The sequence below is a fragment of the Acidovorax sp. LjRoot74 genome (genome assembly GCF_964254355.1).
Taxonomy (GTDB): domain Bacteria; phylum Pseudomonadota; class Gammaproteobacteria; order Burkholderiales; family Burkholderiaceae_C; genus Acidovorax.
This window is the reverse complement of record NZ_CAXUTI020000001.1, coordinates 5,539,861-5,562,300: the sequence shown is the minus strand read 5'-3', so window position 1 is coordinate 5,562,300 and position 22,440 is coordinate 5,539,861. Positions and strand designations below refer to the sequence as shown.

Here is a 22,440-nt window from a genome sequence, read left to right as displayed (position 1 = left end):
CAGGGTCAGTAGGTGGTGATGGGAAGAAGGCGCCAGCCCCGCCGTGGCGTGGACCGTGGTGCAAGGCTTGCATGCTGCGTGCCTGCGGCCATCGGCACGGGTCCACAAGGCCCATTCGGGCGCAGGAGGGAGTCGCCTGACTGTGTCGAATTGTGCCAGCAGTGGCTGGCGCGGCCTGGGGCGTGGAGTGCGGCGGGTTGCCTCTTCGCCTGCAGGAATTCAATTGCTATGTATTTGGTAGCTTAAAAATAATACTGGTCGCGCGCAGAGGCCATTTTTTATTCACATTTCGCAGGCTCAAATGCAAAAAGCCGGAACCCATGGAGGACTCCGGCTTTTTGACTGCAGGCGCCCGGCGCCGGCGCTGCCGTGGCTTCAGTCGTCGTTGGTGGCCAGGCTGATCAGGATGCGCAGCACATACCAGAGCATCAGCGCAATCGAGGCAAACAGGTGCAGTGCTGCGCCTGCGGGGCGGTCGGCGGGGTAGTCGTGGATGATGCGCGAGGTGTCGTACAGCACGCAGGCGCCCGCAAACAGCACCATGATCCCCGAGAACCAGATGCCCAGCTTGAAGCCGAAGATGGCGCCCGCAACGATGGTGCCCAGCGCCACCAGGCCACCCACCTTCAGGATGCCGCCCAGAAAGGAGAAGTCCGTCTTGCTGGAGAACGCCGTCCAGGTGAGCGCGCCCACCAGCAGCAGCGTGATGAAGCCCGCCGCGCCAATGGCGCCGGGCGCCACGAGCTGGGCGATGCCGAACATGGGCGCAAAGATCAGGCCCTCGGCCAGTACATAGATGCCCAGGCCCATGAGCTGGGTCTGGGGGTTCTCGGCGTTGTCGGCCAGGTGGGAGGCCAGCCAGCCCACCAGCATGAAGGCGCCCATCACGCCCAGCCAGATGAACTTGTTGCCGCTGGCCATCAGCATCTTGGCCGTGGCGTTGGAAAAGCCGCTCATCATCAGCACGGCCGACAGCACGACAAAAGCCAGCATGGCCGCGCCCAGGTGCTTGTAGGTCGAAACAATGAAGTCGCGGCGCTCCATGGGCGCGCCGGACGGGGTCTGCGGTGAAAGTGCGTTGGGGTTCATGGTGCGGTCCTCCTTTGGATTTGCTTGTGCAAAAAACTCAGGAGGAGCGCCACGTGGGCGCCCCTCCCTCCCTCTCTTTGTTATGGGGTGTGGCCGTCAGGCGGCGGCCAGTTGCTGGGCCTCGTCGGCCGCGCGCAGCTTGCGGTTGGACCAGACGCCCGCCGCGCCCACCAGCGTCAGCAGGATCGCCAGGACCCAGGTGCCTGCGCCGCTGAAAGACTGGGCCGACGACGTGGCCTCGGCCTGCAGGCGCTGCTTGGTGGTGTCGTAGCTGATGACGGTCGCTCCGCCTGCCGACACTTCATAGACCAGGTCGTGATCGCTGCTGTCCACCAAGGCGGTGACCTTTTCATCGATCAGGTTGCCAACGAGCTGCTGCGGCGTGCTGTAGTCGATGCGCAGCTTGCGCACCTCGGCGCCAGCGGTGTCAGGCTGCACGCTGATCTCGTAGTAATGCTTGGTGGAGCGGCGCTTGCGCTTGACGGTGACCTCGGCCGCCTGCGTCACGGTGCCTGAGACGGTCTGCAGGCTTTCGCGTGCCACGTAGGCGTGGTCCCCCTCGGCCTTCCAGCCGCTGTACACCGACAGCCCGATCAGGCCGGGCCCGGCCAGCAACAGCAGCCAAGCATAGCCGGTGATGAAAATCAGAATCTTGCGGACGAATCCAGGCATGGCAACCCTCTCTCTTCAGTTGGAATATTGATTTTTGGTAACTGCTTGCCGCCGGGCTTTGCGCCTCTTTGCGAGCAAGGCCGCGATGATCTGCGAAATTTCCGTATCGAATGTAAGAAGTTGTTGATCCGTGGCGGCGCTGCCGCACTGGACACATTGGAGAAGTGGCGCGCCTGTGCTCCGGTGTAAAAGCACGCGGACGGCGCAGGGAGCGCGCTGTTTGGCACGCTGTTTTTCCGTGCCCTGCGAAGTGATTCTTGTTGCGAGTTGCTACGTTTTGAAGTGCAGCGCCCAAAGAAAAAGGCCCACACCTTGCGGGTGTGGGCCTGGGGTTCGACGCGTTGTCGGGGGATCAGAACGGAATGTCGTCGTCCATGTCGTCAAAGCCGGACGCTGCGCGCGGGGCCTGGGCCACCGGTGCGGGGGCGGGGCGCGGCGCGGGCGCTGCCATCGGCCGGGGTGCAGGGGCTGCACGGCGCGGGGCCTGGTCGTAGCCGCCCTGGTCGCCACCATAGCCGTCGTCATAGCCGCCGCCTTGCTGGCCACCGCCACCCATACCCTGGCGGCTGCCCAGCATCTGCATCTGGTCGGCACGGATTTCGGTGCTGTACTTTTCCACGCCGCTCTGGTCGGTCCACTTGCGCGTGCGCAGGCTGCCTTCCACATAGACCTGCGAGCCCTTGCGCAGGTACTGGCCGGCGATTTCGGCCAGGCGGCCGTTGAAGACCACGCGGTGCCACTCGGTGGCTTCCTTCATTTCGCCGGATTGTTTGTCTTTCCACTTGTCGGTGGTGGCAATCGTCACGTTGGCCACCTGGTCGCCACTGGGAAAAGTGCGCATTTCAGGGTCGCGGCCCAGGTTGCCGACGATGATGACTTTGTTTACGGATGCCATGGTGCTGTCTTTGCCTTAAAAGGAGGAAAGCGCCGGATTTGGAGAGGGATTCCGGGCGCCAAACGCGCCATTGTGCCGCAACCGGGGGGTGAAAGGGGCACGCCCCGGCCGGGCGTGGGCGCCGGTGTCAGTGCCCGCCGCGTCCCACGGGGCGCAGCGGCCAGGTCAGCACCAGCCACAAGGCCGTGAGGGCGGCGGTGGTGGCAAACAGCCCGGGGGCTCCGGCCCATTTCACCAGTGCGCCGCCCAGGGCACCCCCCGCAAACAGCCCGAGCGACTGCAGGGTGTTGTAGGTGCCCAGTGCCGCACCACGCAGCTGCGGCGGCGCCATGCGCGACACCAGGCTGGGCTGGCTGGCCTCCAGCGCATTGAAGCCGCAGAAGAACACAAACAGCAGCGGCCCCAGTACCCACAGCGTGGCGGGCACCCCACTGGCTGCCAGCAGCCCCAGCCCCACCTGCACCACCAGCACCAGGGCAATCGCCCCCAGCAGGGCCGCGCGCAGGCGCCCCGCGCGCTCCAGCGCAAACAGGCCGCCCATGGCCACAAACGACAGCACCACCGCGGGCAGGTACACCTGCCAATGCGCGTCCTTGGCCAAGCCCGCCTGCACCAGCATGGCAGGCACGGCCACCCACATGGACAGCTGCACCGTGTGCAGCACAAACACGCCCAGGTTCAGGCGCAGCAGGTCGGGCTGGGTCCAGACATCGGCCAAGCGGCCCCGGGGCGCGTTCTGGTGCTGGGCAGGTTCGGGGGGTACCCACCACACCACCACCGCCACACCGGCCAGCGCCAGCGCACAGGTCAGGCCAAACAGCCCCGCCAGCCCGATCCGGGCGGCAAGAACGGGCGCCAGCACCAGCGCCACGGCAAACATCAGGCCAATGCTGCCGCCCACCAGCGCCATGGCCTTGGTGCGCACGGCGTCCCGCGTCTGGTCGGCCAGCAGGGCCGTGACGGCGGCCGACACCGCCCCCGCGCCTTGCAAGGCGCGGCCCAGCAGCAGCCCGGTGAGCGAATCGGCCAGCGCCGCCAGCAAGCTGCCCGCCGCAAACACCAGCAGGCCCAGCACGATCACCCGCTTGCGGCCGAATCGGTCGGACGCCATGCCCAGTGGCAACTGCAGCACCGCCTGCGTCAGGCCATAGATGCCCATGGCCAGGCCCACCAGCGCCGGGTCGTCGCCCCCGGGGTACTTGCGGGCCTCCAGCGCAAACACGGGCAGCACCAGGAACAGGCCCAGCATGCGCAGCGCAAAAATGAGGGCCAGGCTGACGCTGGAGCGGCGCTCCAGCGCGGTCATGGGGGTAGCAGGGGCAGAAGGCTGCGGGGCAGCTGCGGCTGGCAGGGAGGAAGAATCCGGCACGGTGTGCGCTAAGGCCCAAAAAAGCAAAAGCGGGATTTTCGCCCATTGGCCCCCGGGCTGCCGATCAGAGCCGACCCGGCGGCTCGGGCTTTCAGTGTTTGTCCCGCCCTGGAGGGTGATCCATCCACCGATCCATCCACACCACCCAGGCGGCCAGGGCGGCCAGCAGCCCCAGCGCCCACGGGTTGTCGATGGGGGTGGGGATGTGGGAGCCGTTGTGCGACCGGGGGCCACCGCTTGCCTGGGGTGCCTTCAGCGCACGGGGCTCCCCAGCTGCCGAGCCTTCGGGGGTGGACAGCAGGGCGACCGTAGTGTTTTCAAGGGGCGGTGGGGACGCTGGTGGGGTCTCGGCCCGGGCCCCTGCCACCAGGGCCACGCACAGGACCACCAGGGCGGGCACGCCCGCCCCGGCCCGGGGTCGGCCATACAAGGCGGTGCATGCACTGCGGCGGGGGTGTGGCGGGGGCGACGGGGCAATGGCGGGGGGCATGGGGCAGGTCGGTAGCGCAGGGCTTGGCCCATGCTAGGGGCGGCGCTCGGCCGTGGTTTGCCCCTGCGTTTGCGTTTTGTTGACCTTGTGTCCCACCTCTGCCCGGCCTCGGTGGGCGTGGGAGAGGATCAGCCGACGGCGGCGCCCACCCCTTGCAGGCCCCGCACCCAGGCTGCGTACTCGGCAGAACTGCCCTGTGCCCCGGGCTGGCGGGCCGCCCCGGCGCCCATGCCACCGGGGGCCCGCACATCCGACGGCGCGATGCCAAACGCCGTGCGAAAGGCGCGGCTGAAATGGGCATTGCTCGCAAAACCCACCCGCGTTGCCACCTCGGCCACGCGCAGGCGGTGGTTGGCCGGGTTGGCCAGTGCATGGTAGGCCGCCAGCAGCCGCCGCTGCTGCACATGGTGGGCCACCCCACCCAGGGGTTCAAACAGGCGGTACAGCGCACTGCGCGACAGGCCAAACGTGCGGCACAGGGCATCGGCGCTCAGGTCCGCGCCCAGGTGGCGGTGGATGTGCCGCTGGATGCGCTGCAGCGTCACACCCTCCAGGGCGCCCTGGGCGCAGTGCAGCGTGTGGGTGCTGGGCAACACGCAGGCCGCCAGCATCTGCACGCTGGCACGGGCGACGGCGGGGGCGTCGTCCAGCGCAACACCGGGCAGGCGGCGCTGCAGCGACAGCAGGTGGTCGCTCAGCAGGCCGCCCAGTGCAGAGCCGCCGCGCAGCACCGTGCCGTGCAGGTCAGAGTCGCGCACCCCCAGGGCCTCGTGGAGCAGCTCGCGCGGCACGATCAGGGTCATCACATGCGAGGGGCGTGCAAAGGTGCGCAGGGTGCGGCCCAGGTCCAGGATGGCGATGTCGCCGGGGCGCACCTCAAGGTCCGTGCCGCCATCACGCTGGCCGACAAAGCCGCCCGTGCGGTACCACTGCACCAGGTAGTGGTCGAGCCCGTCGCGCACCACCCGGGGCTGCGAACGCAGAAATTGTTGCCCCGCAAAGTGCAGATCGCCCACCAGCAAATGCCCCAGATGGGTGGCCTGCACCGACGCCTGGAACGCCGCAATGCCTTCCGGCGCCAGCGGCGCCACGTCAAACACCACCGAGATGCTGTTGCGCCATGCCTCAAAGCGGGCCTCACCGGCTTGCTGGTCGGTGGTGAACAGGGTGGAGGGCAGGGGCTGCGGGGCGGTCATGGCGCGCCCATTATGTGGGGGCTGCGCGCCAAGGGCGGGTGACCTATCATGGTGGGTTTTCCTGCACCGAGCCCGCCCGTGACCCCTCCCCCCGTTGCCGACGACCGATCCGCCGATGGTGTCTACCTCGCCCGCGCCCTGCGCGAGCAGCGCATCAGCATCCGTGGCGCGCGCACGCACAACCTCAAGAACATCGACCTCGACATCCCGCGCAACCAGCTGGTGGTGATCACCGGGCTGTCGGGCTCGGGCAAGTCGAGCCTGGCGTTTGATACGCTGTATGCCGAGGGCCAGCGGCGGTATGTGGAGAGCCTGTCGGCCTATGCGCGGCAGTTCCTCGGGCGGCTCGATAAACCCGATGTGGACCTGATCGAGGGCCTGTCGCCAGCGATTTCCATCGAGCAGAAGGCGACCAGCCACAACCCGCGCTCCACCGTGGGCACGGTGACGGAGATTCACGACTACCTGCGCCTGCTGTACGCCCGCGCGGGCACGCCGTTCTGCCCCGACCATGGCCTGCCGCTGGCAGCGCAGACGGTGAGCCAGATGGTGGACGCCGTGCTGGCCCTGCCGGAGGACACCAAGCTCATGATCCTCGCCCCCGTGGCGCGCGAGAAGAAGGGCGAGTTCACCGAACTCTTCACGCAGATGCAGGCGCTGGGCTACATCCGCTTCCGGGTGGATGGCCAGATCTACGAGCACGAGAACCTGCCCGCGCTCAAGAAGACCGAGAAGCACGATATTGACGTGGTCATCGACCGCGTGAAGGTGCGCGCCGACCTGCAGCAGCGCCTGGCCGAAAGCATCGAGGCCGCTCTGCGCGTGGGCGGCCATGACGGCAACGGCCGTGTGCTGGCGCTGGAGATGGACACGGGGCAGGAGCACCTGTTCAGCAGCAAATTTGCGTGCCCGGTGTGCAGCTATTCGCTGGCCGAGCTGGAGCCGCGCCTGTTCTCGTTCAACTCGCCCATGGGCGCCTGCCCCGCGTGCGACGGCATTGGCCAGCGCGAGGTGTTCGACCCGGCGCGTGTGGTGGCCTTCCCCACGCTGAGCCTGGCCAGCGGCGCGATCAAGGGCTGGGACCGGCGCAACGGCTACTACTTTGCGATGCTGGAGAGCCTGGCGCGGCACTACGGCTTTGATGTGGAGGCGCCCTTCGAAACCCTGCCCGCCACGGTGCAGCACGCCGTGCTGCATGGCTCGGGCGAGGACGAGATCGCGTTCAGCTACATCCTGGACAGCGGCGCCAACAAGGGCAAGGTCTACACCAAGAAGCATGCGTTTGAAGGCATCCTGCCGAACATGGCGCGGCGCTACCGCGAGACCGACTCGGTGGTGGTGCGCGAAGACCTGGCACGCTTTCGCAGCACCCAGCCTTGTCCCGAATGCCACGGCGTGCGCCTGCGCCGCGAGGCCCGCCATGTGAAGGTGGGCGAGGGCGAACAGGCCCGCGCCATTTATGAAGTGAGCCATGCCACGCTGAGCGACGCGCATGGCTGGTTCCAGGCGCTCACGCTCACGGGCGCCAAGGCCGAGATCGCCGACAAGGTGGTGCGCGAGATCACCACGCGCCTGCAGTTCTTGAACGACGTGGGCCTGAACTACCTGAGCCTGGACCGCAGCGCCGAAACGCTCTCGGGCGGCGAGGCGCAGCGCATCCGCCTGGCATCGCAAATCGGCTCGGGCCTGACGGGGGTGATGTACGTGCTGGACGAGCCCAGCATCGGCCTGCACCAGCGCGACAACGACCGGCTGATCGCCACGCTGCAGCACCTGCGCGACATCGGCAACAGCGTGATCGTGGTCGAGCACGACGAAGACATGATGCGTGCCGCCGACCATGTGATCGACATGGGCCCGGGCGCAGGCGTGCACGGCGGGCGGGTGATGGCGCAGGGCACCTACGACGAAGTGCGCGCCAATGCGCAGTCGCTCACCGGCCAGTACCTGTCGGGCACGCGCACCATTGCCGTACCCCAGCGCCGCACGCCCTGGCTGCCAGTGCTGGACCAGCCTGCGCCCGTGGTGGAGGCCAAAGCCAAGTCCCGCTTTCCGCAGACGGAGGCCAGCAAGCGCCGCGCCGAGCGCATGGCCGAGCACCATGCACGCCAGGGTGCCGTGCAGGCGCTGCGCGTGGTGGGCGCCACGGGCAACAACCTCAAGGGCGTGACGGTGGACTTCCCCGTGGGGTTGCTCACCTGCGTGACAGGGGTGTCGGGCTCGGGCAAGAGCACGCTGGTCAACGACACGCTGTATGCCGCCGTGGCGCGGCAGATTCACCGCGCACACGAGGAGCCTGCCGCGCACGAAGAGATCGTGGGCATCGAGTATTTCGACAAGGTCATCAACGTGGACCAAAGCCCCATTGGCCGCACCCCACGCAGCAACCCCGCCACCTACACCGGCCTGTTCACCCCCATCCGCGAGCTGATGGCCGAGACCAACACCGCCAAGGAGCGCGGCTACGGGCCGGGTCGTTTCAGCTTCAACGTGTCGCAATCCTCAGGCGGTGGCCGCTGCGAGGCCTGCCAGGGCGACGGCGTGGTGAAGGTGGAGATGCACTTTCTGCCCGACGTGTACGTGCCCTGCGACATCTGCCACGGCCAACGCTACAACCGCGAGACGCTGGAAGTGCAGTGGAAGGGCAAGAACATTGCGCAGATCCTGGAGCTGACGGTGGAAGACGCCGCAGCCTACTTCAAGGATGTGCCGACCATCGCCCGCAAGCTGCAGACGTTGCTGGATGTGGGCCTGTCGTACATCCGCCTGGGCCAGGCCGCCACCACGCTCTCCGGCGGCGAGGCGCAGCGCGTGAAGCTGGCGCAGGAGCTGAGCAAACGCGACACCGGCCGCACGCTCTACATCCTGGACGAGCCCACCACCGGGCTGCACTTTGCCGACATCGACCTGCTGCTCAAGGTGCTGCACCAGCTGCGCGATGCGGGCAACACCATCGTGATCATTGAGCACAACCTCGATGTGATCAAAACGGCGGACTGGCTCATCGACATGGGCCCCGAAGGCGGCGCGGGTGGCGGCACCGTGGTGGGTGTGGGCACGCCCGAGGAACTGGCGGCCAACCCCGCCAGCCACACGGGGCGGTATCTGGCGCCGTACCTGCAGTCAAAATTGCAATAAAAAAGGCCGTTTTCGCGCGTTGGGCTTGCTTTTTAAGCTATCGAAATGATAGTTTTGACACGATGCCTCATGGCAGGCGCCGCGCCACCTCGGCATCCAGCGAGCCCATGAAGGCCTCCACTGCCCGGGTGTAGGGGCTCTCCAGCCCCAGCTGGGCGTTGATCTCGCCGTGGCTCAGGTCCTGTGGCAGCACCTCGGCGCGGCCGCCCAGGCTGTGTACATGGCGGGCCAGGGCCTCGGCCTGGTGGCAGGGCTGGTCGGCGCGCTCGGTGGAGCACACCATCTGCACCGGCGGGGCGCCCGCCGTCCACTGGTGCAGGGGCGACAGCAACCGCCAGTAGGCCGGGTCGGCGCCAAACGCGTCGTCGTACAGCGGCATGTGGGGTGCGCGCATATAGGCGGGCACGTTCATCACCGCGCTGTCGAGCACCACCGTGCCCAGCCAGGGCCAGGCGCCTTCGCGCAGGGCCTGCGGCGCGCGGGCATTGAGCAAGGCCACCAGGTGCGCGCCGGCCGAGTGGCCCATGAGGATGAAGCGGCCCGGGTCGCCGCCCCAGGTGCCAGCGCGCTGCTGCGCGGCCATGAGGGCGGCCTGCACATCGCGCTCCTGCACGGCCACAGGGGCGTCGGGCAGCATGCGGTAATTGATGGAGATGAGGATGAAGCCCTTGGGCACCCAGCGGTTCACCTTCTCCTGCACCACGCGGCCCATGGCCTTGTCGCCATGCCGCCAGCCGCCGCCATGCACCATGAAGATGACGGGCGCGCGCACGGCGCTGGCCAGCAGGCTGTTGGTTCCTGTGGTGGGGCTGGTGGGCACATACACGTCCATGCGCTGCGCCGGGTCGGTGCCATAGGGCACATCGGCAATGCGCTGCACGCCGGTGGGCAGCGCGGCGGCCTGTGCCTGGGCCTGCTTCTGGGCGATGAGCGCGCGCAGGCGCCCGCCCTGGGGTGCGTCGGACGGCTGGGCCTGGGCGCAGGCCGTGGCGGCCAGGGCCAGGGCGGCGACGAGGGACAAGGTGCGGTGGGCCGTGGGCATGGGCAAAACTCCTGCAAAAGTGGTGGGGGCTGCGGCCTGGTGCTGCCGATGCCCCACTGTCGCACCGGTGGATGTGCCCAACGTTGCAGCGCCGCGCCCAATGATGACAAAGCATGACAAACGCGCAGGGCTTGTCACAGGCTGTCATCACCCCGGCCCTGGCGCTGCGGGGGGGCTGCCCGGGCGTGGCGGGGCGCGCCGTACCATCGGGCCTGTGGCCTGCCTGGCCGAGAACCCCCGCCCCATGACCGACACCCTCGCCAAGATCCTGGTTGCCGACGACGAGCCCGAGCTGCGCGCGCTGCTGCAGCGCTACCTGAGCGACCAGGGCTACACCGTGCGCACGGTGGATGGCGCGGGCCCGCTTGATACGCTGCTGCAGCGCGAGCGTTTTGACGTGCTGGTGCTCGACGTGATGATGCCCGGCGAGGACGGCCTGGCCATCTGCCGCCGCCTGCGCGCGCAGGGCGAGACCATTCCCATCCTGATGCTCACCGCGCGCGGCGACCCGGTGGACCGCATCGTGGGCCTGGAGATGGGCGCCGACGACTACCTGCCCAAGCCCTTCAACCCGCGCGAGCTGCTGGCCCGCATCCAGGCCATGGTGCGCCGCCAGCGCCTGCTGGGCGCACACACCGGGCCGCGCCAGGCGGGCGGCTGCATCACCTTCGGCGCGTTCACGCTGTGGCTGGACGAGCGGCGGCTGCAGCGCCACGGCGAAGACCTGCCCCTGACCACGGGTGAATTTGCGCTGCTGCAGGCCCTGGCCCGCCAGCCCCACCGGCCCCTGGGGCGCGACCGCCTCATTGCACTGGCCTATGGGCCCGACCACACCGCCACCGACCGCAGCATCGACGTGCAGGTGATGCGGCTGCGCAAGCTCATCGAGGCCGACCCGGCACAGCCGCGCCACATCCGCACCGTGTGGGGCGTGGGCTATGTGTTTGTGCCCGACGGTGCCGCGCCGGCTGGGGGTGGCACGCCATGACGGCCCACACCAATCCGACGGCTCCCACTGCGCCCCCCCGTGGCCGGGGGCTCTGGCCGCGCAGCCTGCTCGGGCGCAACCTGCTGCTGATGGCGGCGCTTATCGTGCTGGGGCAGCTGGTGGCGGCCGTGCTGGTGCGGCAGCTGATCTCTCAGCCCCGCATTGCCCAGGCGGCCGATGGTGTGGCGCGCAACGTGGCCGCGCTGCGTGCGGGGCTGCAGGCACTGCCCCCGGCGCAGCGCGTGGCGTTTGTCGAGGCCTTCAACCGGCAGGCTGCGCTGGACACGCCCCCTGCCGGGCCCGAGGGGGGCGCGGTGCGGCGGGCGCTGCTGTCGCCGCTGGAGCGGCAGTTTGTGCTGGCCGTGTCGCGCCGACTGGGTGCGGAGGGGGCTGAGGACGGCAAGCGCGAGCCCCTGTGGCGCCGCGACGGCCACGGCGTGCTGGCCCTGCGCGTGGCTCATGAAGGGGCGGACTACTGGCTCCACCTGCCCAGCGTGTTCCCCACACGCGCCTTCACCGGCGCCTGGCTGGCTGCCACGCTGGCCAGCATGCTGCTGGCGTTGCTGGGCGCGTGGTGGCTGCAGCGCCACATCCACCGCCCGCTGGCCCAGGTGGTGGGGGCCGCGCGCCAGCTGGCGCAGGGCCAGGCCCCTGCGGTGCTGCCCGAGGCCGGGCCGGAGGAAATCGCCACCGTGGCCCGCAGCTTCAACCACATGGCGCAGAGCCTGGCCGCTGCCGACCACGAACGGGCGCTGATGCTGGCGGGCGTGTCGCACGACCTGCGCACGCCGCTGACCAAGCTGCGCCTGGGGGTGGAGATTGCGGGCGCACAGATCGATGCGCCCCTGGCCGCCAGCATGGCGCGCAGCATTGACGAGATGGATGGCATCGTCGGCCAGTTCCTGCAGTTTGCGCGCAGCGCCGAGGCCGAGGCGCCCACCCGCGCATCGCTCAACGACCTGGCCCAGGCCGTGGCCGAGGCCCAGGCCGACCACGGCCGCGCACTGCCCCTGGAGCTGGCGCCCCTGCCCGACGTGCCCGTGCGTCCCCAGGCCCTGCGCCGCGCGCTGGACAACCTGGTGGAAAACGCCTGGCGCCACGGCGCGCCGCCCATGGTGCTGCGCACGGGCGCCGACGCCGACAGCGTGTGGCTGGAGGTGCAGGACCAGGGCCGGGGCATTGCCCCCGCAGACCTCGACCGCATCCGCCAGCCCTTTGCGCGCGGTGATGGGGCGGCGCGGTCAGGCGCGCCGGGCGCGGGGCTGGGCCTGGCCATCGTGGAGCGCGTGGCGCGCAGCCACGGCGGGCGGCTGGAGCTGCACAGTGCGCCCGGCCAGGGCCTGCGCGCGCGGCTGGTGTTGCCGGTTCAGGCAAAAAAGGGCGCTACCGCCTGATGGTATTGCCTCGGTAGCTATCAAAATAATAGCTGTTAAATCAACAACTATGGGGTGACGCGCCCGCCCAGCTTGCGGTACAGCGTCTGGCGGCTGATGCCCAGCTGGCGCGCCGCCTGCGACATGTTGCCGCGTGCGGCCTGCAGCGCCTGGTCGATGGCGGCCTGGGAGAGTTGCTGCAGGTTCAGCGGCACCGGGTGGGCGGTGGCTTCGCTCTGTGCAGGCGTCGGCGTCGGGGCCGCCGTCAGCGCCTGCACCAGGTCGTCGGGCATGTGGTCCCAGCCCAGGGTGTCCTCGCCCTCGGCCAGCATGGCGCAGGCGGTGCGCAGCACGTTGGCCAGCTGGCGCAGGTTGCCGGGCCAAGGGTAGGCGGCCAGGCGGGCCAGCAAATCGGGCGCCACCTGCACCTCAAAACCCAGGCCCTGCTCGGTGGCCAGGTCGGCCAGCAGGCGCTGCGCCAGTGCCACGAAGTCGCTGCGCTCGCGCAGCGCGGGCAGCTGCACCGTAAGGCCGTTGATACGGTAGTACAGGTCTTGCCGAAAGCGCCCCTGTTCGGCCGCCTGCAGCAGCTGGTTGTGTGTGGCGCAGACCAGCGCAAAGTCCACCGGCACGGCCTTGCTGGCGCCCACGGGCGTCACGCTGCGCTCCTGCAGCACGCGCAGCAGGCGGGTCTGCAGGGCCAGCGGCATGTCGCCAATTTCGTCGAGGAACAGCGTGCCGCCATGGGCCTCGCGCAGGCGGCCCAGGTGGCCCTCCTTGCGCGCACCGGTGAAGGCACCGGCCACATGGCCGAAGAGTTCGGATTCGATCAGGTGCTCAGGGATCGCTGCGCAGTTGATGGCCACAAAGGGCGCATCGCAGCGCGGGCCACTGGCGTGCAGCGCGCGCGCAAACACCTCCTTGCCCACACCCGACTCGCCCTGCACCAGCACCGCAATCGGCTTGCCCACCACGCGGCGGGCCTTGTCGGCGGCGCTGCGCCAGCGCGCGTCGCCCGTGTCCAGCTGGGCCAGCGCGTCTTGCACGGGTGTGGCGCGGGCTGCGGGGGCGGAGGACGATGGGGTGACCCACGCAGCGGCGTCCATTTGCACCTGGGCAAACAGCAGGCCGCCCTGGGGCGTGCGCACCGCCTGGGGCTGCTGGGGGCGGCGCTTGTGGTGCGAGAGCAGGTCATCGAGCCGCACGTCCAGCACCCGCTCCAGCAAGGTGGCGCCCACATCGCCCGCGTGCAGGCCCAGCTGGGCCAGGGCCACGCGGTTGGCGCCCACGATCCAGCCGTCGGCCGACACGGCCACGATGCCTTCGGCCACGCTGCCGATGCCCTCCGGGTCGCGATGCAGGTGCAGGCGGATGTTGCGTTTGCAGGTGGCGGCCAGCAGGCGGTTTTCGATCATGCGGGCTGCCGTGCTCACCAGGCCCAGGGCGTGCGCGTGGCCGTTGCGGTAGTCGCCCGAGATGTCGAGGATGCCCAGCAGGTCGCCCGTGGCCGACAGGATGGGCGAGGCCGCGCAGGTGAGAAAGCCGTTGCGCTCCAGGTAGTGCTCGCCGCCATGCACCTCCACCGCGCAGCCCTCGGCCAGGGCCGTGCCGATGGCGTTGGTGCCCCGGTGCGCCTCGTGCCAGGAGGCCCCGCTGGTCAGCGCCACGCGCTCGGCCTTGCCGACAAAAACCGGGTCGCCCAGCGTGTGCATGAGCATGCCGCGCCGGTCGGCCAGCACCACCACGCTCTGGCTGTGGCGCACTTGTTCAAACAGGTATTCCATCACCGGCCGCGAGTGCGCCAGCAGCTCGGGGTTGCTGGCCAGCACCTGGCGTAGCGTGCCGCTGCTGGGGTGGTCGATGCCCTGGGGCCGCCCGGTGGGCACCAGGCCCGCCGCCAGGCTGCGCGACCAGGAGCGCGCCAGGCGCTCGTCCACCAGGCCGCTGGGGCACTGGCCAGAGTCCAGCAGGTGCTGGCGGGCCTGTCGCAGGGCGACGGGGGAGGTGTTGGGGCGCACGCTTTGTCTCCGTGCGGGCTCAGGGCGGCCCGCTTGTGGTGTGTGGGCCAGTATGGCGGGCCCCACGGCGCGGGGCAAGGGCGGGGGCGCAAGCCGGGCGCCAACTGTTCCATTTCGTGACAGGTGTCGCGGCCCGGCACAGCGCGGGGGTGTCCGCTGCGACAGGTGGGCGCGGTGGGGGCGGCCCAAAAGTCAATGAAATCAACGGCCCACGCCCGGGCGCAGGCTGGCATGTGTTTTGAGTAGGGGTGTGGCATCGGAATTGCCCATGCGGCCCGCCCGATGTCCACAACAACCTCAGGAGACAACGCTCATGACCGTTTACGCAGCCCCCGGCGCCGCTGGCGCGAAGATCACCTACAAGCCCCGCTACGACAACTTCATCGGCGGCAAATTCGTGCCCCCCGTCAAGGGCCAGTACTTTGATGTCATCACGCCCGTGAGCGGCAAGGTCTACACCCAGGCCGCACGCTCCACCGCCGAAGACATCGAACTGGCACTGGATGCCGCCCACGCCGCCGCCGACGCCTGGGGCAAGACCGATGCGGCCACGCGCGCCAACATCCTGCTCAAGATCGCCAACCGCATCGAAGAAAACCTGGAGCGCCTGGCCTACGCCGAAACCGTGGACAACGGCAAGGCCATCCGCGAGACGCTGAACGCCGACATCCCCCTCACCGTGGACCATTTCCGCTACTTTGCGGGCTGCGTGCGGGCGCAAGAAGGCGCCCTCTCCAACATCGACGAGAACACCGTGGCGTACCACATCCAGGAGCCGCTGGGCGTGGTGGGCCAGATCATCCCGTGGAACTTCCCCATCCTGATGGCCGCGTGGAAGCTGGCGCCCGCCCTGGGCGCAGGCAACTGCGTGGTGCTCAAGCCCGCAGAGTCCACCCCCATCTCCATCCTCATCCTGGTGGAGCTGATTGCCGACCTGCTGCCGCCCGGTGTGCTGAACATTGTCAACGGCTTTGGTCGCGAGGCGGGCATGCCGCTGGCGCAGAGCAAGCGCATCGCCAAGATTGCGTTCACCGGCTCCACCAGCACCGGCCGCGTGATCGCGCAGGCAGCCGCCAACAACCTCATCCCCGCGACGCTGGAGCTGGGCGGCAAGAGCCCCAACATCTTCTTTGCCGATGTGATGGACAAGGACGATGCCTTCCTGGACAAGGCGATTGAAGGCCTGGTGCTGTTCGCGTTCAACCAGGGCGAGGTCTGCACGTGCCCCAGCCGCGCACTGATTCAGGAATCGATCTACGACAAATTCATGGAACGTGTGCTCAAGCGCGTGGCCGCCATCAAGCACCAGAACCCGCTGGACACCGACAGCATGATGGGCGCGCAGGCCTCCAAAGAGCAGCTCACCAAGATCCTGAGCTACCTCGACCTGGGCAAGCAGGAAGGCGCCGAAGTGCTGGCCGGTGGCGGCCAGGCCCACCTGGGTGGCGACCTGGAAGGCGGCTACTACGTGCAGCCCACGCTGTTCAAGGGCCACAACAAGATGCGCATCTTCCAGGAGGAAATCTTCGGCCCCGTGCTGGCCGTGACCACCTTCAAGGACGAAGCCGAAGCGCTGGCGATTGCCAATGACACGCTCTATGGCCTGGGCGCGGGCGTGTGGAGCCGCAACGGCAACGTGGCTTACCGCATGGGCCGCGCGATCAAGGCCGGGCGGGTGTGGACCAACTGCTACCACGCGTACCCCGCGCATGCGGCGTTTGGTGGCTACAAGGAATCGGGCATCGGGCGTGAGACGCACAAGATGATGTTGGACCATTACCAGCAAACGAAGAACCTGCTCGTCAGCTACAGCGAAAACAAGCTCGGCTTCTTCTGATCTGGGGTGGCGGCCCAAAAACCGCCCCTGGTGTCGTTGCTCCGTCTGGCCGTGGCGCTGCCACTGTCTGCGACGGAGGTGCCTAGCCAGGGACGGTTTGTGGGCCGCTGGAAACGTTTCTACTGACGCGGCTCGTTCTTCCAACTGGCAGCGTTTGCTTTTTGCATCGCACGCTGGAGACACCCTATGGTCGAAAAAGTCATCGCCACCCCCGCCGCGCTGGAGCTGGTGGCCTTTCTGCAAACCAAACATGGGCCCGATCTGATGTTCCACCAGTCGGGTGGCTGCTGCGACAACAGCGCGGCCAACTGCTACCTGCCGGGTGAGATCACCATGGGTGCGGGCGACGTGTACCTGGGCGACATAGGAGGATGCCCCTTCTACATCGGGCGCGCGCAGTACGAGACCTGGAAACACACGCAGCTCATCATCGATGTGATCGAAGGCACGGGCGGCACTTTCTCGCTGGAGGGGCCCGAGGGCAAGGCCTTTCACACCCGCTCGCGAGTGTTCACGGCGGCGGAGCTGGATGCGCTGGGCATGGCCCCGCCTGTGGCCTGAAAGTCTCAAACAAAAATGGCCGCCTGCGCGCGACCAGTATGCTTTTGTAGCTATTGAAGTCGTAGCATTCCAGCGCCACCGATGCCGCCGGTGGGGTTGCCATCACCCCCCAGGCGGAACACCGACACCACCTGCACCAGGTCCTCGGCCTGGTTCTGCAGGCTGCTGGCGGCGGCAGCCATTTCTTCGACCAGGGCCGCGTTCTGCTGCGTGACCTGGTCCATCTGCGTCACGGCCTCGCCCACCTGGGCCACGCCCAGCGACTGTTCGTGGCTGGCCGCGCTGATCTCGCCCACGATGTCGGTCACGCGGCGGATGGACGCCACCACCTCGGTCATCGTGCTGCCTGCGCGGTCCACCAGGGCCGTGCCCTGCTCCACGCGCTCCACGCTGGCGCTGATGAGGGTCTTGATCTCGCGCGCGGCCTCGGCACTGCGCCCGGCGAGGTTGCGCACCTCGCTGGCCACCACGGCAAAGCCCCGGCCCTGCTCGCCTGCACGGGCGGCTTCCACGGCCGCGTTCAGCGCGAGGATGTTGGTCTGGAAGGCGATGGAATCGATCACGCCGATGATGTCCGAGATCTTCTGCGACGCGGCGTTGATGCCCTGCATGGTGTCCACCACCTGGGCCACCACCTCGCCCCCCTGGGTGGCCACGGTGCTCGCGCTGGCGGCGAGCTGGCTGGCCTGCTGGGCGCTGTCGGCGTTCTGGCGCACGGTGGCGTTGAGCTGTTCCATCGACGCAGCGGTTTCTTCGAGCGCGCTGGCCTGACTCTCGGTGCGGGCCGAGAGGTCGGTGTTGCCCTGGGCAATCTGCACGCTGGCCGTGGCCACGCTCTCTGACCCGCTGCGCACCTGGCGCACCACCTGCGTGAGCTGGCTGCGCATCTGCTGCAGCGCCTGCAGCAGCTGGCCCACCTCGTTCGTGCCATGGGGGATGGGCGCGCCGCTCAGGTCGCCCTGCGCCACGGCGCGCGACAGTGCCACGGCCTGCGACAGCGGCCCGGTCATGGAGCGCACAAACACCAGGGCCATGGCGCTGGTGGCCGACATCGTGAGCACCAGGGCCAGTGCCACCCACAGCAGGTTGCGCTGCAGCCCTGCCACACGCGCCTGCAGGGCCTGGTCCAGGCTGGCCATCGACAGGTTGTTGAGGGCGTTCAGCGCCTCGATGGTGCGGGTGAAGGTGTCGAAGTAATCCTTGGAGGCCAGCTGCAGCTCGGTGGCGTTGATCACGTCGCGTTCGGCCATCTGCAGCGACTGCTGGATCTGGCCCTGCACCGCCTGCACGCTGCTGCCCAGCGCGCGCTGCAGATCGGGGTTGCCCTGCAGGGCGCGGTCCAGGCCACGGAAGGTGTCGGCCTGCAGCTCGGCCACGCGCTGCTGCAGCACCAGCAGCTGACCCTTGCCCTGGGACGTGAGCTCGCGCTTGCCCAAGGCGCTGGCGCCCTGGGCGCGCAGCATGCCCAGCTTTTCGCCGAGCATAGGGGCCTGGCCCAGCGAGGCCTGCACCAGCGCGTGGGTGTCGGCCTCGGGGTCGATCTGCAGGCCATAGGCATGCACCAGCGACTCATTGAGCTGCAACAGCGTTGCGATGAGCTGGGTGTGCTGCGCGGTGCTTTGCGCCTGTTCGATGCTGCGCGCGGCCACGGCCTGCTCCAGGGTGCGCCAGGTCTGCTGCGCCTGGGTCCAGGCCGCCATCTGCGCGGCGGGCACCTTGGCGGCGGCAAAGCGGGCGCTCACGTCGTCCAGCGCGGTGTTGACCGCATCGCGCGCGGCAGGGCGGCGGGCGGCCAACGACTCGTCGCCCCCCAGCATGCCCACCGACAGACCCCGGTGCACCTGCATGCGCTGCACCAGCAGCGTGAGCGCCTGGGCGGGGGCCACGCCCTGCGCCTCCAGGCGCGCGTGGTCGATGGCGTGGAGGGAGTCGCGCACCACCAGATACGTGGGCAGGGCGCTCATCATGAGCCCGATGGTCCCCAGGATGAGGAACTTTTCGAGCAGGTTCAACCGGTGAAGCAATGACATGGCAATGGACGCAGGCCACACGGCGTGCGCTTTAGAGTAGGCCCCAGGGGCGGGTGTCGGCACCGCCGACTGGAGGGCGGCCCCTGTGAACCTGAGGACGATCGAATGGGAAAATCGTCCCACCGGCACCGAGGGCCAAACGGAATGGTTCTCAATGTAGGGACGCGTTTGCAGTAGGGTTTTGACTCAGGTCAAGTGGCGCAGAGCTTCGCCCACGCGGCCGCATCGCGAGCGCTGGGCTGCGTTCGGGGACGGGTGGAGGCTACGGCAGCCGGGGCGCTGGAGAATAATGAACGCCTCCCCATCCTTTGGAGCCCCGGCATGCACTCAACCACCCTGCGCTTCCTGGCGTCCCAGACCACGCTGCCCCAGGCAGGCCGCATCCCCGGCGGCACGGTGCTGCGCTGGGTGGACGAAGCCGGGTTTGCCTGCGCCAGCGCCTGGGCCAAGGGCGCCTGCATTACCGAGTTTGTGGGCGGCGCCCACTTTGTGCGCGCCATCCGCCCGGGGGACCTGATGGAGGTGCACGCGCGCCTGGCCTACACCACCGACACCAGCATGTGCCTGGCCATGGAAGTGCGCAGCGGCGCAGTGCACGGCGCACCGCTGGAGGACGTGGTGCACTGCGTGGCCGTGTACACCGCCGTGGATGCCAGCGACCAGCCGCGTACCGTGGACAAGTGGAGCCCCGAGACCCCCGGTGACATTGCGCTGGCCCAGCGCGTGAAGGCGCACATCGACGCAGCGCGCGCGGCGCAATGAGCGGCGCTGCACAGGCCGCATCCGCCACCAGCCCGCTGCGTGCGCGCGACCTGCTCGCAGCGCTGGTGGTGGTGATCCTCTGGGGCGTGAACTTTGTGGCGATGAAGTGGGGGCTGCGCAGCTTCAGCCCCTTCCAGCTGGGCGCTGCGCGCTACCTGTGTGCAGCGCTGCCGCTGGTGCTGCTGGTCCGTCCGCCGCGCATGCACTGGCGCTGGGTGCTGCTGTTCGGGTTGTTCCAGGGTGTGGGGCAGTTCGGCTTTTTGTTCATGGGGCTCAAGGTGGGCATGACGGCTGGGCTGGCTAGCGTGCTGCTGCAAACCCAGGTGTTCTTCACGGCGCTGCTGGGCTTTGCACTGTTGCGCGAGCGGCCGGGGCTGCCGCTGCGCGTGGGCATGGGGCTCGCCGCACTGGGGCTGGTGTGTTTTGCTATGAACTATGTGGGCCCGGGCTCCGGCGTGGGGGGGGCGGCGGCCACCACACTGGCGGGCCTGCTGCTCACGCTGTGCGGCGCGGCGATGTGGGCATCGTCCAACATCGTGGCGCGGCTGGCGCAGCAGCACAGTCCGGGGTTTGACCCCTTGGCCTTTGTGATCTGGAGCAGCCTGGTGCCGGTGCTGCCGTTCATGGCGCTGTCCGCCCTGTTCGACCCCGACGCCGCGCGCTGGCTGCAGTGGCAGACGTTGGCCAGCGTGCCGCTGCTGTCGTGGGCGGCGGTGGCCTACCTGGGCTGGGCCGCCACCATCGTGGGCTACGCGCTATGGACCAACCTGCTGCAGCGCTACCCCGCCAACCGCGTTGCGCCCTTCAGTCTGGCGGTGCCAGTGGTGGGCCTCACCGCAGGCTGGCTGCTGCTGGACGAGGGCGTGGCGCCCTGGCAGTGGGCAGGCATTGCGCTGGTGGTGGCCGCGCTGGCCTGTGTGGTGCTGGGGCCCCGACTACAAGCCAAAATGGCCGGTAGCGCCAGTTGAACACGCCTTAGTAGCTATCAACTAGATAGCAAACAACGACAGTACTGCCTACAGCAACCGGCGCCGCGCAAAGCGCACCACGGTCACCCCGGCACGTGCCTGGCGCACCGAGGGCATGACGAGCACGCAGTCGTCGTACGGAGTGACCACCGGCACGCCGTCGTTGTCGCCAATCACCGTGCCCGCCTTCTCGAACACTTCGAGGCCCGTGTACGGCGCCACAAACCGGAAGGCGCTGCTGGTGGCGACCACGGGGCCGGTCACCTCCAGCGCCCACTGGCACGGTGCGTCGGGCAGGCGCCAGCCGGGCAGCTGCTGCGCCAGTGCGTCGGCGCTCAGGGCGCCAGACTGCTCGATGAAACGCACGCACTGGTCCTGCGCCACGGCGCGGCTGGCCGGGTCGCCATGGAAGCCACATTCGATGAGCAGCGAGCGGGTGCCGTTGTCGTCCAGGTCGCCGAACCGGCCGTAGTCGCGCATGCGCACACCGTCCTTGTGGCCCGCGTCCACCACGGTGTATTCGGGCGAGCGCATGGCACGCGCCAGCGCCCGGTTGCGCGGCTGGATGCCGGTGAGCAGCAGCGGTGCCGAGGGCTCGTGCATCGAATGGATGTCGAGCAGCCAGTCGGCCTGCGCCACCCACGGGCGCAGCGCGGCGGCGCGGCGGCGTTCGTTGGTGTCGGCCGCATCGATGCGCGCGTCGATCCACTGGCGGTTGAGGTCTTCGTCGGTGAAGCGCGAGGCATCGTGGTTGCCGGGGTCGAAGCGGTCGAAGGCGTCGAGGTTGCAGAAGGCGAGTGTGAGCGTGCCCTGCGCAGGGCGCACACCGGCTTCGAGCAGGCCCTTGAGCGCCCAGGCGCCACACAGCTCGTTGCCGTGCACGAGGGCGCTGATCATCACGTGGCGGCCGGGCCGGCCCGAGTCGAAATGCCACACGCCTTCGGTGCCGGTGTTGCCAGCGCGCCAGGCGCTGATGTCGGGGGCAGGCAGTTCAAACACCAGGGGGGGCACAGCGGTGGGGGCGAGGTCGGTGGGGTTCATTCTTCGATCTTGGCGAATTCAACGATCTTCTTGTACTTGGCCACTTCCGTAACCAGGAACTGGTCGATGTTCACGGTGGGCGAGGCCACGGTGGACCCGCTGGCTTCCATCTTCTTGCGGAAGTCCGGTGATTGCAGGCTGTCGGCCAGCGCCTTCTTGAGCTTGTCGGTCACGGGCTTGGGCAGGTTGGCGGGGCCCATGAGCGCAAACCACACGCTGATGTCCACGTTCTTGTACTGCGGCGACTCGGCCAGCGCGGGGATGTCGGGTGTGGTGGCCGAGCGCTTGGCCTCGGTGGTGCCCAGTGCAATCACCTTGCCGCTCTTGATGTGCGGCAGGCCGCTGGAGAGCACGAACACGCCGTACTCCAAGTTGTTGCCCATGAGGTCGCTGGTGAGTGGCGCCACGCCCCGGTAGGGGATGTGCGTCATGAACAGCTTGCCCTGCTCTTTCACGGCCTCGCCCGCCAGGTGCAACGCTGTGCCTACGCCCGAGCTGCCGTAGCTGAACTTGCCGGGGTTCTTGGACACCTTCTGCGTGAACTCCGCCATGTTCTTGACACCCGCCCCGGTGGAGGCCACCAGCACGAGCGGCTGCGAGGCAATGAGGCCGATGGCGGTGAAGTCCTTGATGTCGTACTTGACCTTCTTGGTCACGAGCTTGTTGATCGCGATCTCGTTGTTGGCGCCCACCAGCAGGGTGTAGCCGTCGGGCGCGGCGTTGGCCACCTTCTGCGCGCCGATCGCGCCACCGGCACCACCCAGGTTCTCGATCACGACTGGCACGCCGAGCTTGTTGCCCAGCTCAGTGGCCACCGTGCGCGCGGTCAGGTCGGTGCTGCCGCCGGGTGGGTAGCCCACGACGATGGTGATGGGCTTGCTGGGGTAAGCGTCCTGCGCCAGCGCAGGCGCGCCGAGCAGGGCCAGGCCGCACAGGAGCGCCACGCGGCGCAGGGGGAGTGTGGGTTGCAT

Annotated in this window: 18 protein-coding genes; 7 read left to right on the top strand and 11 right to left on the bottom strand. The window is 68.6% G+C overall.

Features of this window, described 5'->3' with window-relative positions; genetic code table 11:
• Nucleotides 1-375: 375 nt before the first annotated feature.
• From ACSQ3O_RS26365 to ACSQ3O_RS26340, 6 genes are all read right to left on the bottom strand, one after another.
• Entirely contained in the window at nucleotides 376-1,089 is a 714-nt protein-coding gene (locus ACSQ3O_RS26365; RefSeq protein WP_137749403.1) for a Bax inhibitor-1/YccA family protein, read from the bottom strand.
• Nucleotides 1,090-1,185: 96 nt separating this feature from the next.
• Nucleotides 1,186-1,761 (bottom strand): hypothetical protein, encoded by a 576-nt coding sequence (locus ACSQ3O_RS26360; RefSeq protein ID WP_137749402.1) that lies wholly within the window; start codon nucleotides 1,759-1,761, stop codon nucleotides 1,186-1,188.
• A gap of 352 nt (nucleotides 1,762-2,113) precedes the next feature.
• Complete coding sequence (ssb, locus tag ACSQ3O_RS26355) at nucleotides 2,114-2,656, bottom strand: single-stranded DNA-binding protein (RefSeq protein ID WP_436140980.1); 543 nt, start codon at nucleotides 2,654-2,656, stop codon at nucleotides 2,114-2,116.
• Between the two features lie 127 nt (nucleotides 2,657-2,783).
• Complete coding sequence (locus ACSQ3O_RS26350; RefSeq protein WP_436140979.1) at nucleotides 2,784-3,962, bottom strand: MFS transporter; 1,179 nt, start codon at nucleotides 3,960-3,962, stop codon at nucleotides 2,784-2,786.
• Nucleotides 3,963-4,116: 154 nt separating this feature from the next.
• Nucleotides 4,117-4,515, bottom strand: a complete 399-nt coding sequence (locus ACSQ3O_RS26345; RefSeq protein WP_436140978.1) for a hypothetical protein — start codon at nucleotides 4,513-4,515, stop codon at nucleotides 4,117-4,119.
• A gap of 128 nt (nucleotides 4,516-4,643) precedes the next feature.
• Nucleotides 4,644-5,711 (bottom strand): helix-turn-helix domain-containing protein, encoded by a 1,068-nt coding sequence (locus ACSQ3O_RS26340; protein ID WP_436140977.1) that lies wholly within the window; start codon nucleotides 5,709-5,711, stop codon nucleotides 4,644-4,646.
• A gap of 48 nt (nucleotides 5,712-5,759) precedes the next feature.
• On the opposite strand from ACSQ3O_RS26340, the gene uvrA reads away from it, so the two are divergent.
• Nucleotides 5,760-8,849, top strand: coding sequence for an excinuclease ABC subunit UvrA (gene uvrA, locus ACSQ3O_RS26335; protein ID WP_436140976.1), 3,090 nt, complete (start codon nucleotides 5,760-5,762; stop codon nucleotides 8,847-8,849).
• Between the two features lie 67 nt (nucleotides 8,850-8,916).
• On the opposite strand, the gene ACSQ3O_RS26330 is transcribed toward uvrA, so the two are convergent.
• Nucleotides 8,917-9,891 (bottom strand): alpha/beta hydrolase, encoded by a 975-nt coding sequence (locus ACSQ3O_RS26330; RefSeq protein ID WP_436140975.1) that lies wholly within the window; start codon nucleotides 9,889-9,891, stop codon nucleotides 8,917-8,919.
• A 244-nt stretch (nucleotides 9,892-10,135) separates the two neighbouring features.
• On the opposite strand from ACSQ3O_RS26330, the gene ompR reads away from it, so the two are divergent.
• Together ompR and ACSQ3O_RS26320 are read left to right on the top strand one after the other, a co-directional pair.
• Nucleotides 10,136-10,879, top strand: a complete 744-nt coding sequence (gene ompR / locus ACSQ3O_RS26325; protein ID WP_436140974.1) for an osmolarity response regulator transcription factor OmpR — start codon at nucleotides 10,136-10,138, stop codon at nucleotides 10,877-10,879.
• Nucleotides 10,876-12,273: an ATP-binding protein gene (locus ACSQ3O_RS26320; RefSeq protein WP_436140973.1), complete on the top strand. Its 1,398-nt coding sequence runs from the start codon at nucleotides 10,876-10,878 to the stop codon at nucleotides 12,271-12,273. Before ompR ends, ACSQ3O_RS26320 begins: the two co-directional genes overlap by 4 nt.
• Before the next feature lie 47 nt (nucleotides 12,274-12,320).
• On the opposite strand, the gene ACSQ3O_RS26315 is transcribed toward ACSQ3O_RS26320, so the two are convergent.
• Entirely contained in the window at nucleotides 12,321-14,270 is a 1,950-nt protein-coding gene (locus tag ACSQ3O_RS26315; protein WP_436140972.1) for a sigma-54-dependent Fis family transcriptional regulator, read from the bottom strand.
• Nucleotides 14,271-14,583: 313 nt separating this feature from the next.
• Between ACSQ3O_RS26315 and exaC the strand changes: the two genes are divergently transcribed.
• A complete protein-coding gene (gene exaC, locus ACSQ3O_RS26310) occupies nucleotides 14,584-16,107 on the top strand; it encodes an acetaldehyde dehydrogenase ExaC (protein WP_436140971.1) in 1,524 nt (507 codons plus the stop codon).
• A gap of 186 nt (nucleotides 16,108-16,293) precedes the next feature.
• A complete protein-coding gene (locus tag ACSQ3O_RS26305) occupies nucleotides 16,294-16,668 on the top strand; it encodes a DUF779 domain-containing protein (protein ID WP_436140970.1) in 375 nt (124 codons plus the stop codon).
• A 50-nt stretch (nucleotides 16,669-16,718) separates the two neighbouring features.
• Here the strand turns inward: ACSQ3O_RS26305 and ACSQ3O_RS26300 are convergent, their stop codons facing one another.
• On the bottom strand, nucleotides 16,719-18,698 hold the full coding sequence (locus tag ACSQ3O_RS26300) for a methyl-accepting chemotaxis protein (RefSeq protein WP_436140969.1): 1,980 nt from the start codon (nucleotides 18,696-18,698) through the stop codon (nucleotides 16,719-16,721).
• 321 nt (nucleotides 18,699-19,019) lie between these two features.
• Here ACSQ3O_RS26300 and ACSQ3O_RS26295 point away from each other — a divergent pair, with 321 nt between their 5' ends.
• Both ACSQ3O_RS26295 and ACSQ3O_RS26290 read left to right on the top strand, forming a co-directional pair.
• On the top strand, nucleotides 19,020-19,460 hold the full coding sequence (locus ACSQ3O_RS26295; protein ID WP_436140968.1) for an acyl-CoA thioesterase: 441 nt from the start codon (nucleotides 19,020-19,022) through the stop codon (nucleotides 19,458-19,460).
• Nucleotides 19,457-20,428: an EamA family transporter gene (locus ACSQ3O_RS26290; protein ID WP_436140967.1), complete on the top strand. Its 972-nt coding sequence runs from the start codon at nucleotides 19,457-19,459 to the stop codon at nucleotides 20,426-20,428. Before ACSQ3O_RS26295 ends, ACSQ3O_RS26290 begins: the two co-directional genes overlap by 4 nt.
• A 48-nt stretch (nucleotides 20,429-20,476) precedes the next feature.
• On the opposite strand, the gene ACSQ3O_RS26285 is transcribed toward ACSQ3O_RS26290, so the two are convergent.
• Entirely contained in the window at nucleotides 20,477-21,469 is a 993-nt protein-coding gene (locus ACSQ3O_RS26285; protein ID WP_436140966.1) for a succinylglutamate desuccinylase, read from the bottom strand.
• The gene (locus ACSQ3O_RS26280) at nucleotides 21,466-22,440 is read right to left on the bottom strand and encodes a Bug family tripartite tricarboxylate transporter substrate binding protein (RefSeq protein ID WP_436140965.1); all 975 of its coding nucleotides are present in this window, start codon (nucleotides 22,438-22,440) and stop codon (nucleotides 21,466-21,468) included. Before ACSQ3O_RS26280 ends, ACSQ3O_RS26285 begins: the two co-directional genes overlap by 4 nt.

Bases quoted from the DNA above. Each gene is read 5' to 3' on its own strand.
- ACSQ3O_RS26365 (WP_137749403.1), bottom strand. From the start codon at position 1,089: ATGAACCCCAACGCACTTTCACCGCAGACCCCGTCCGGCGCGCCCATG.
- ACSQ3O_RS26360 (WP_137749402.1), bottom strand. From the start codon at position 1,761: ATGCCTGGATTCGTCCGCAAGATTCTGATTTTCATCACCGGCTATGCT.
- ssb (WP_436140980.1), bottom strand. From the start codon at position 2,656: ATGGCATCCGTAAACAAAGTCATCATCGTCGGCAACCTGGGCCGCGAC.
- ACSQ3O_RS26350 (WP_436140979.1), bottom strand. From the start codon at position 3,962: ATGACCGCGCTGGAGCGCCGCTCCAGCGTCAGCCTGGCCCTCATTTTT.
- ACSQ3O_RS26345 (WP_436140978.1), bottom strand. From the start codon at position 4,515: ATGCCCCCCGCCATTGCCCCGTCGCCCCCGCCACACCCCCGCCGCAGT.
- ACSQ3O_RS26340 (WP_436140977.1), bottom strand. From the start codon at position 5,711: ATGACCGCCCCGCAGCCCCTGCCCTCCACCCTGTTCACCACCGACCAG.
- uvrA (WP_436140976.1), top strand. From the start codon at position 5,760: ATGGTGGGTTTTCCTGCACCGAGCCCGCCCGTGACCCCTCCCCCCGTT.
- ACSQ3O_RS26330 (WP_436140975.1), bottom strand. From the start codon at position 9,891: ATGCCCACGGCCCACCGCACCTTGTCCCTCGTCGCCGCCCTGGCCCTG.
- ompR (WP_436140974.1), top strand. From the start codon at position 10,136: ATGACCGACACCCTCGCCAAGATCCTGGTTGCCGACGACGAGCCCGAG.
- ACSQ3O_RS26320 (WP_436140973.1), top strand. From the start codon at position 10,876: ATGACGGCCCACACCAATCCGACGGCTCCCACTGCGCCCCCCCGTGGC.
- exaC (WP_436140971.1), top strand. From the start codon at position 14,584: ATGACCGTTTACGCAGCCCCCGGCGCCGCTGGCGCGAAGATCACCTAC.
- ACSQ3O_RS26305 (WP_436140970.1), top strand. From the start codon at position 16,294: ATGGTCGAAAAAGTCATCGCCACCCCCGCCGCGCTGGAGCTGGTGGCC.
- ACSQ3O_RS26300 (WP_436140969.1), bottom strand. From the start codon at position 18,698: ATGTCATTGCTTCACCGGTTGAACCTGCTCGAAAAGTTCCTCATCCTG.
- ACSQ3O_RS26295 (WP_436140968.1), top strand. From the start codon at position 19,020: ATGCACTCAACCACCCTGCGCTTCCTGGCGTCCCAGACCACGCTGCCC.
- ACSQ3O_RS26290 (WP_436140967.1), top strand. From the start codon at position 19,457: ATGAGCGGCGCTGCACAGGCCGCATCCGCCACCAGCCCGCTGCGTGCG.
- ACSQ3O_RS26285 (WP_436140966.1), bottom strand. From the start codon at position 21,469: ATGAACCCCACCGACCTCGCCCCCACCGCTGTGCCCCCCCTGGTGTTT.
- ACSQ3O_RS26280 (WP_436140965.1), bottom strand. From the start codon at position 22,440: ATGCAACCCACACTCCCCCTGCGCCGCGTGGCGCTCCTGTGCGGCCTG.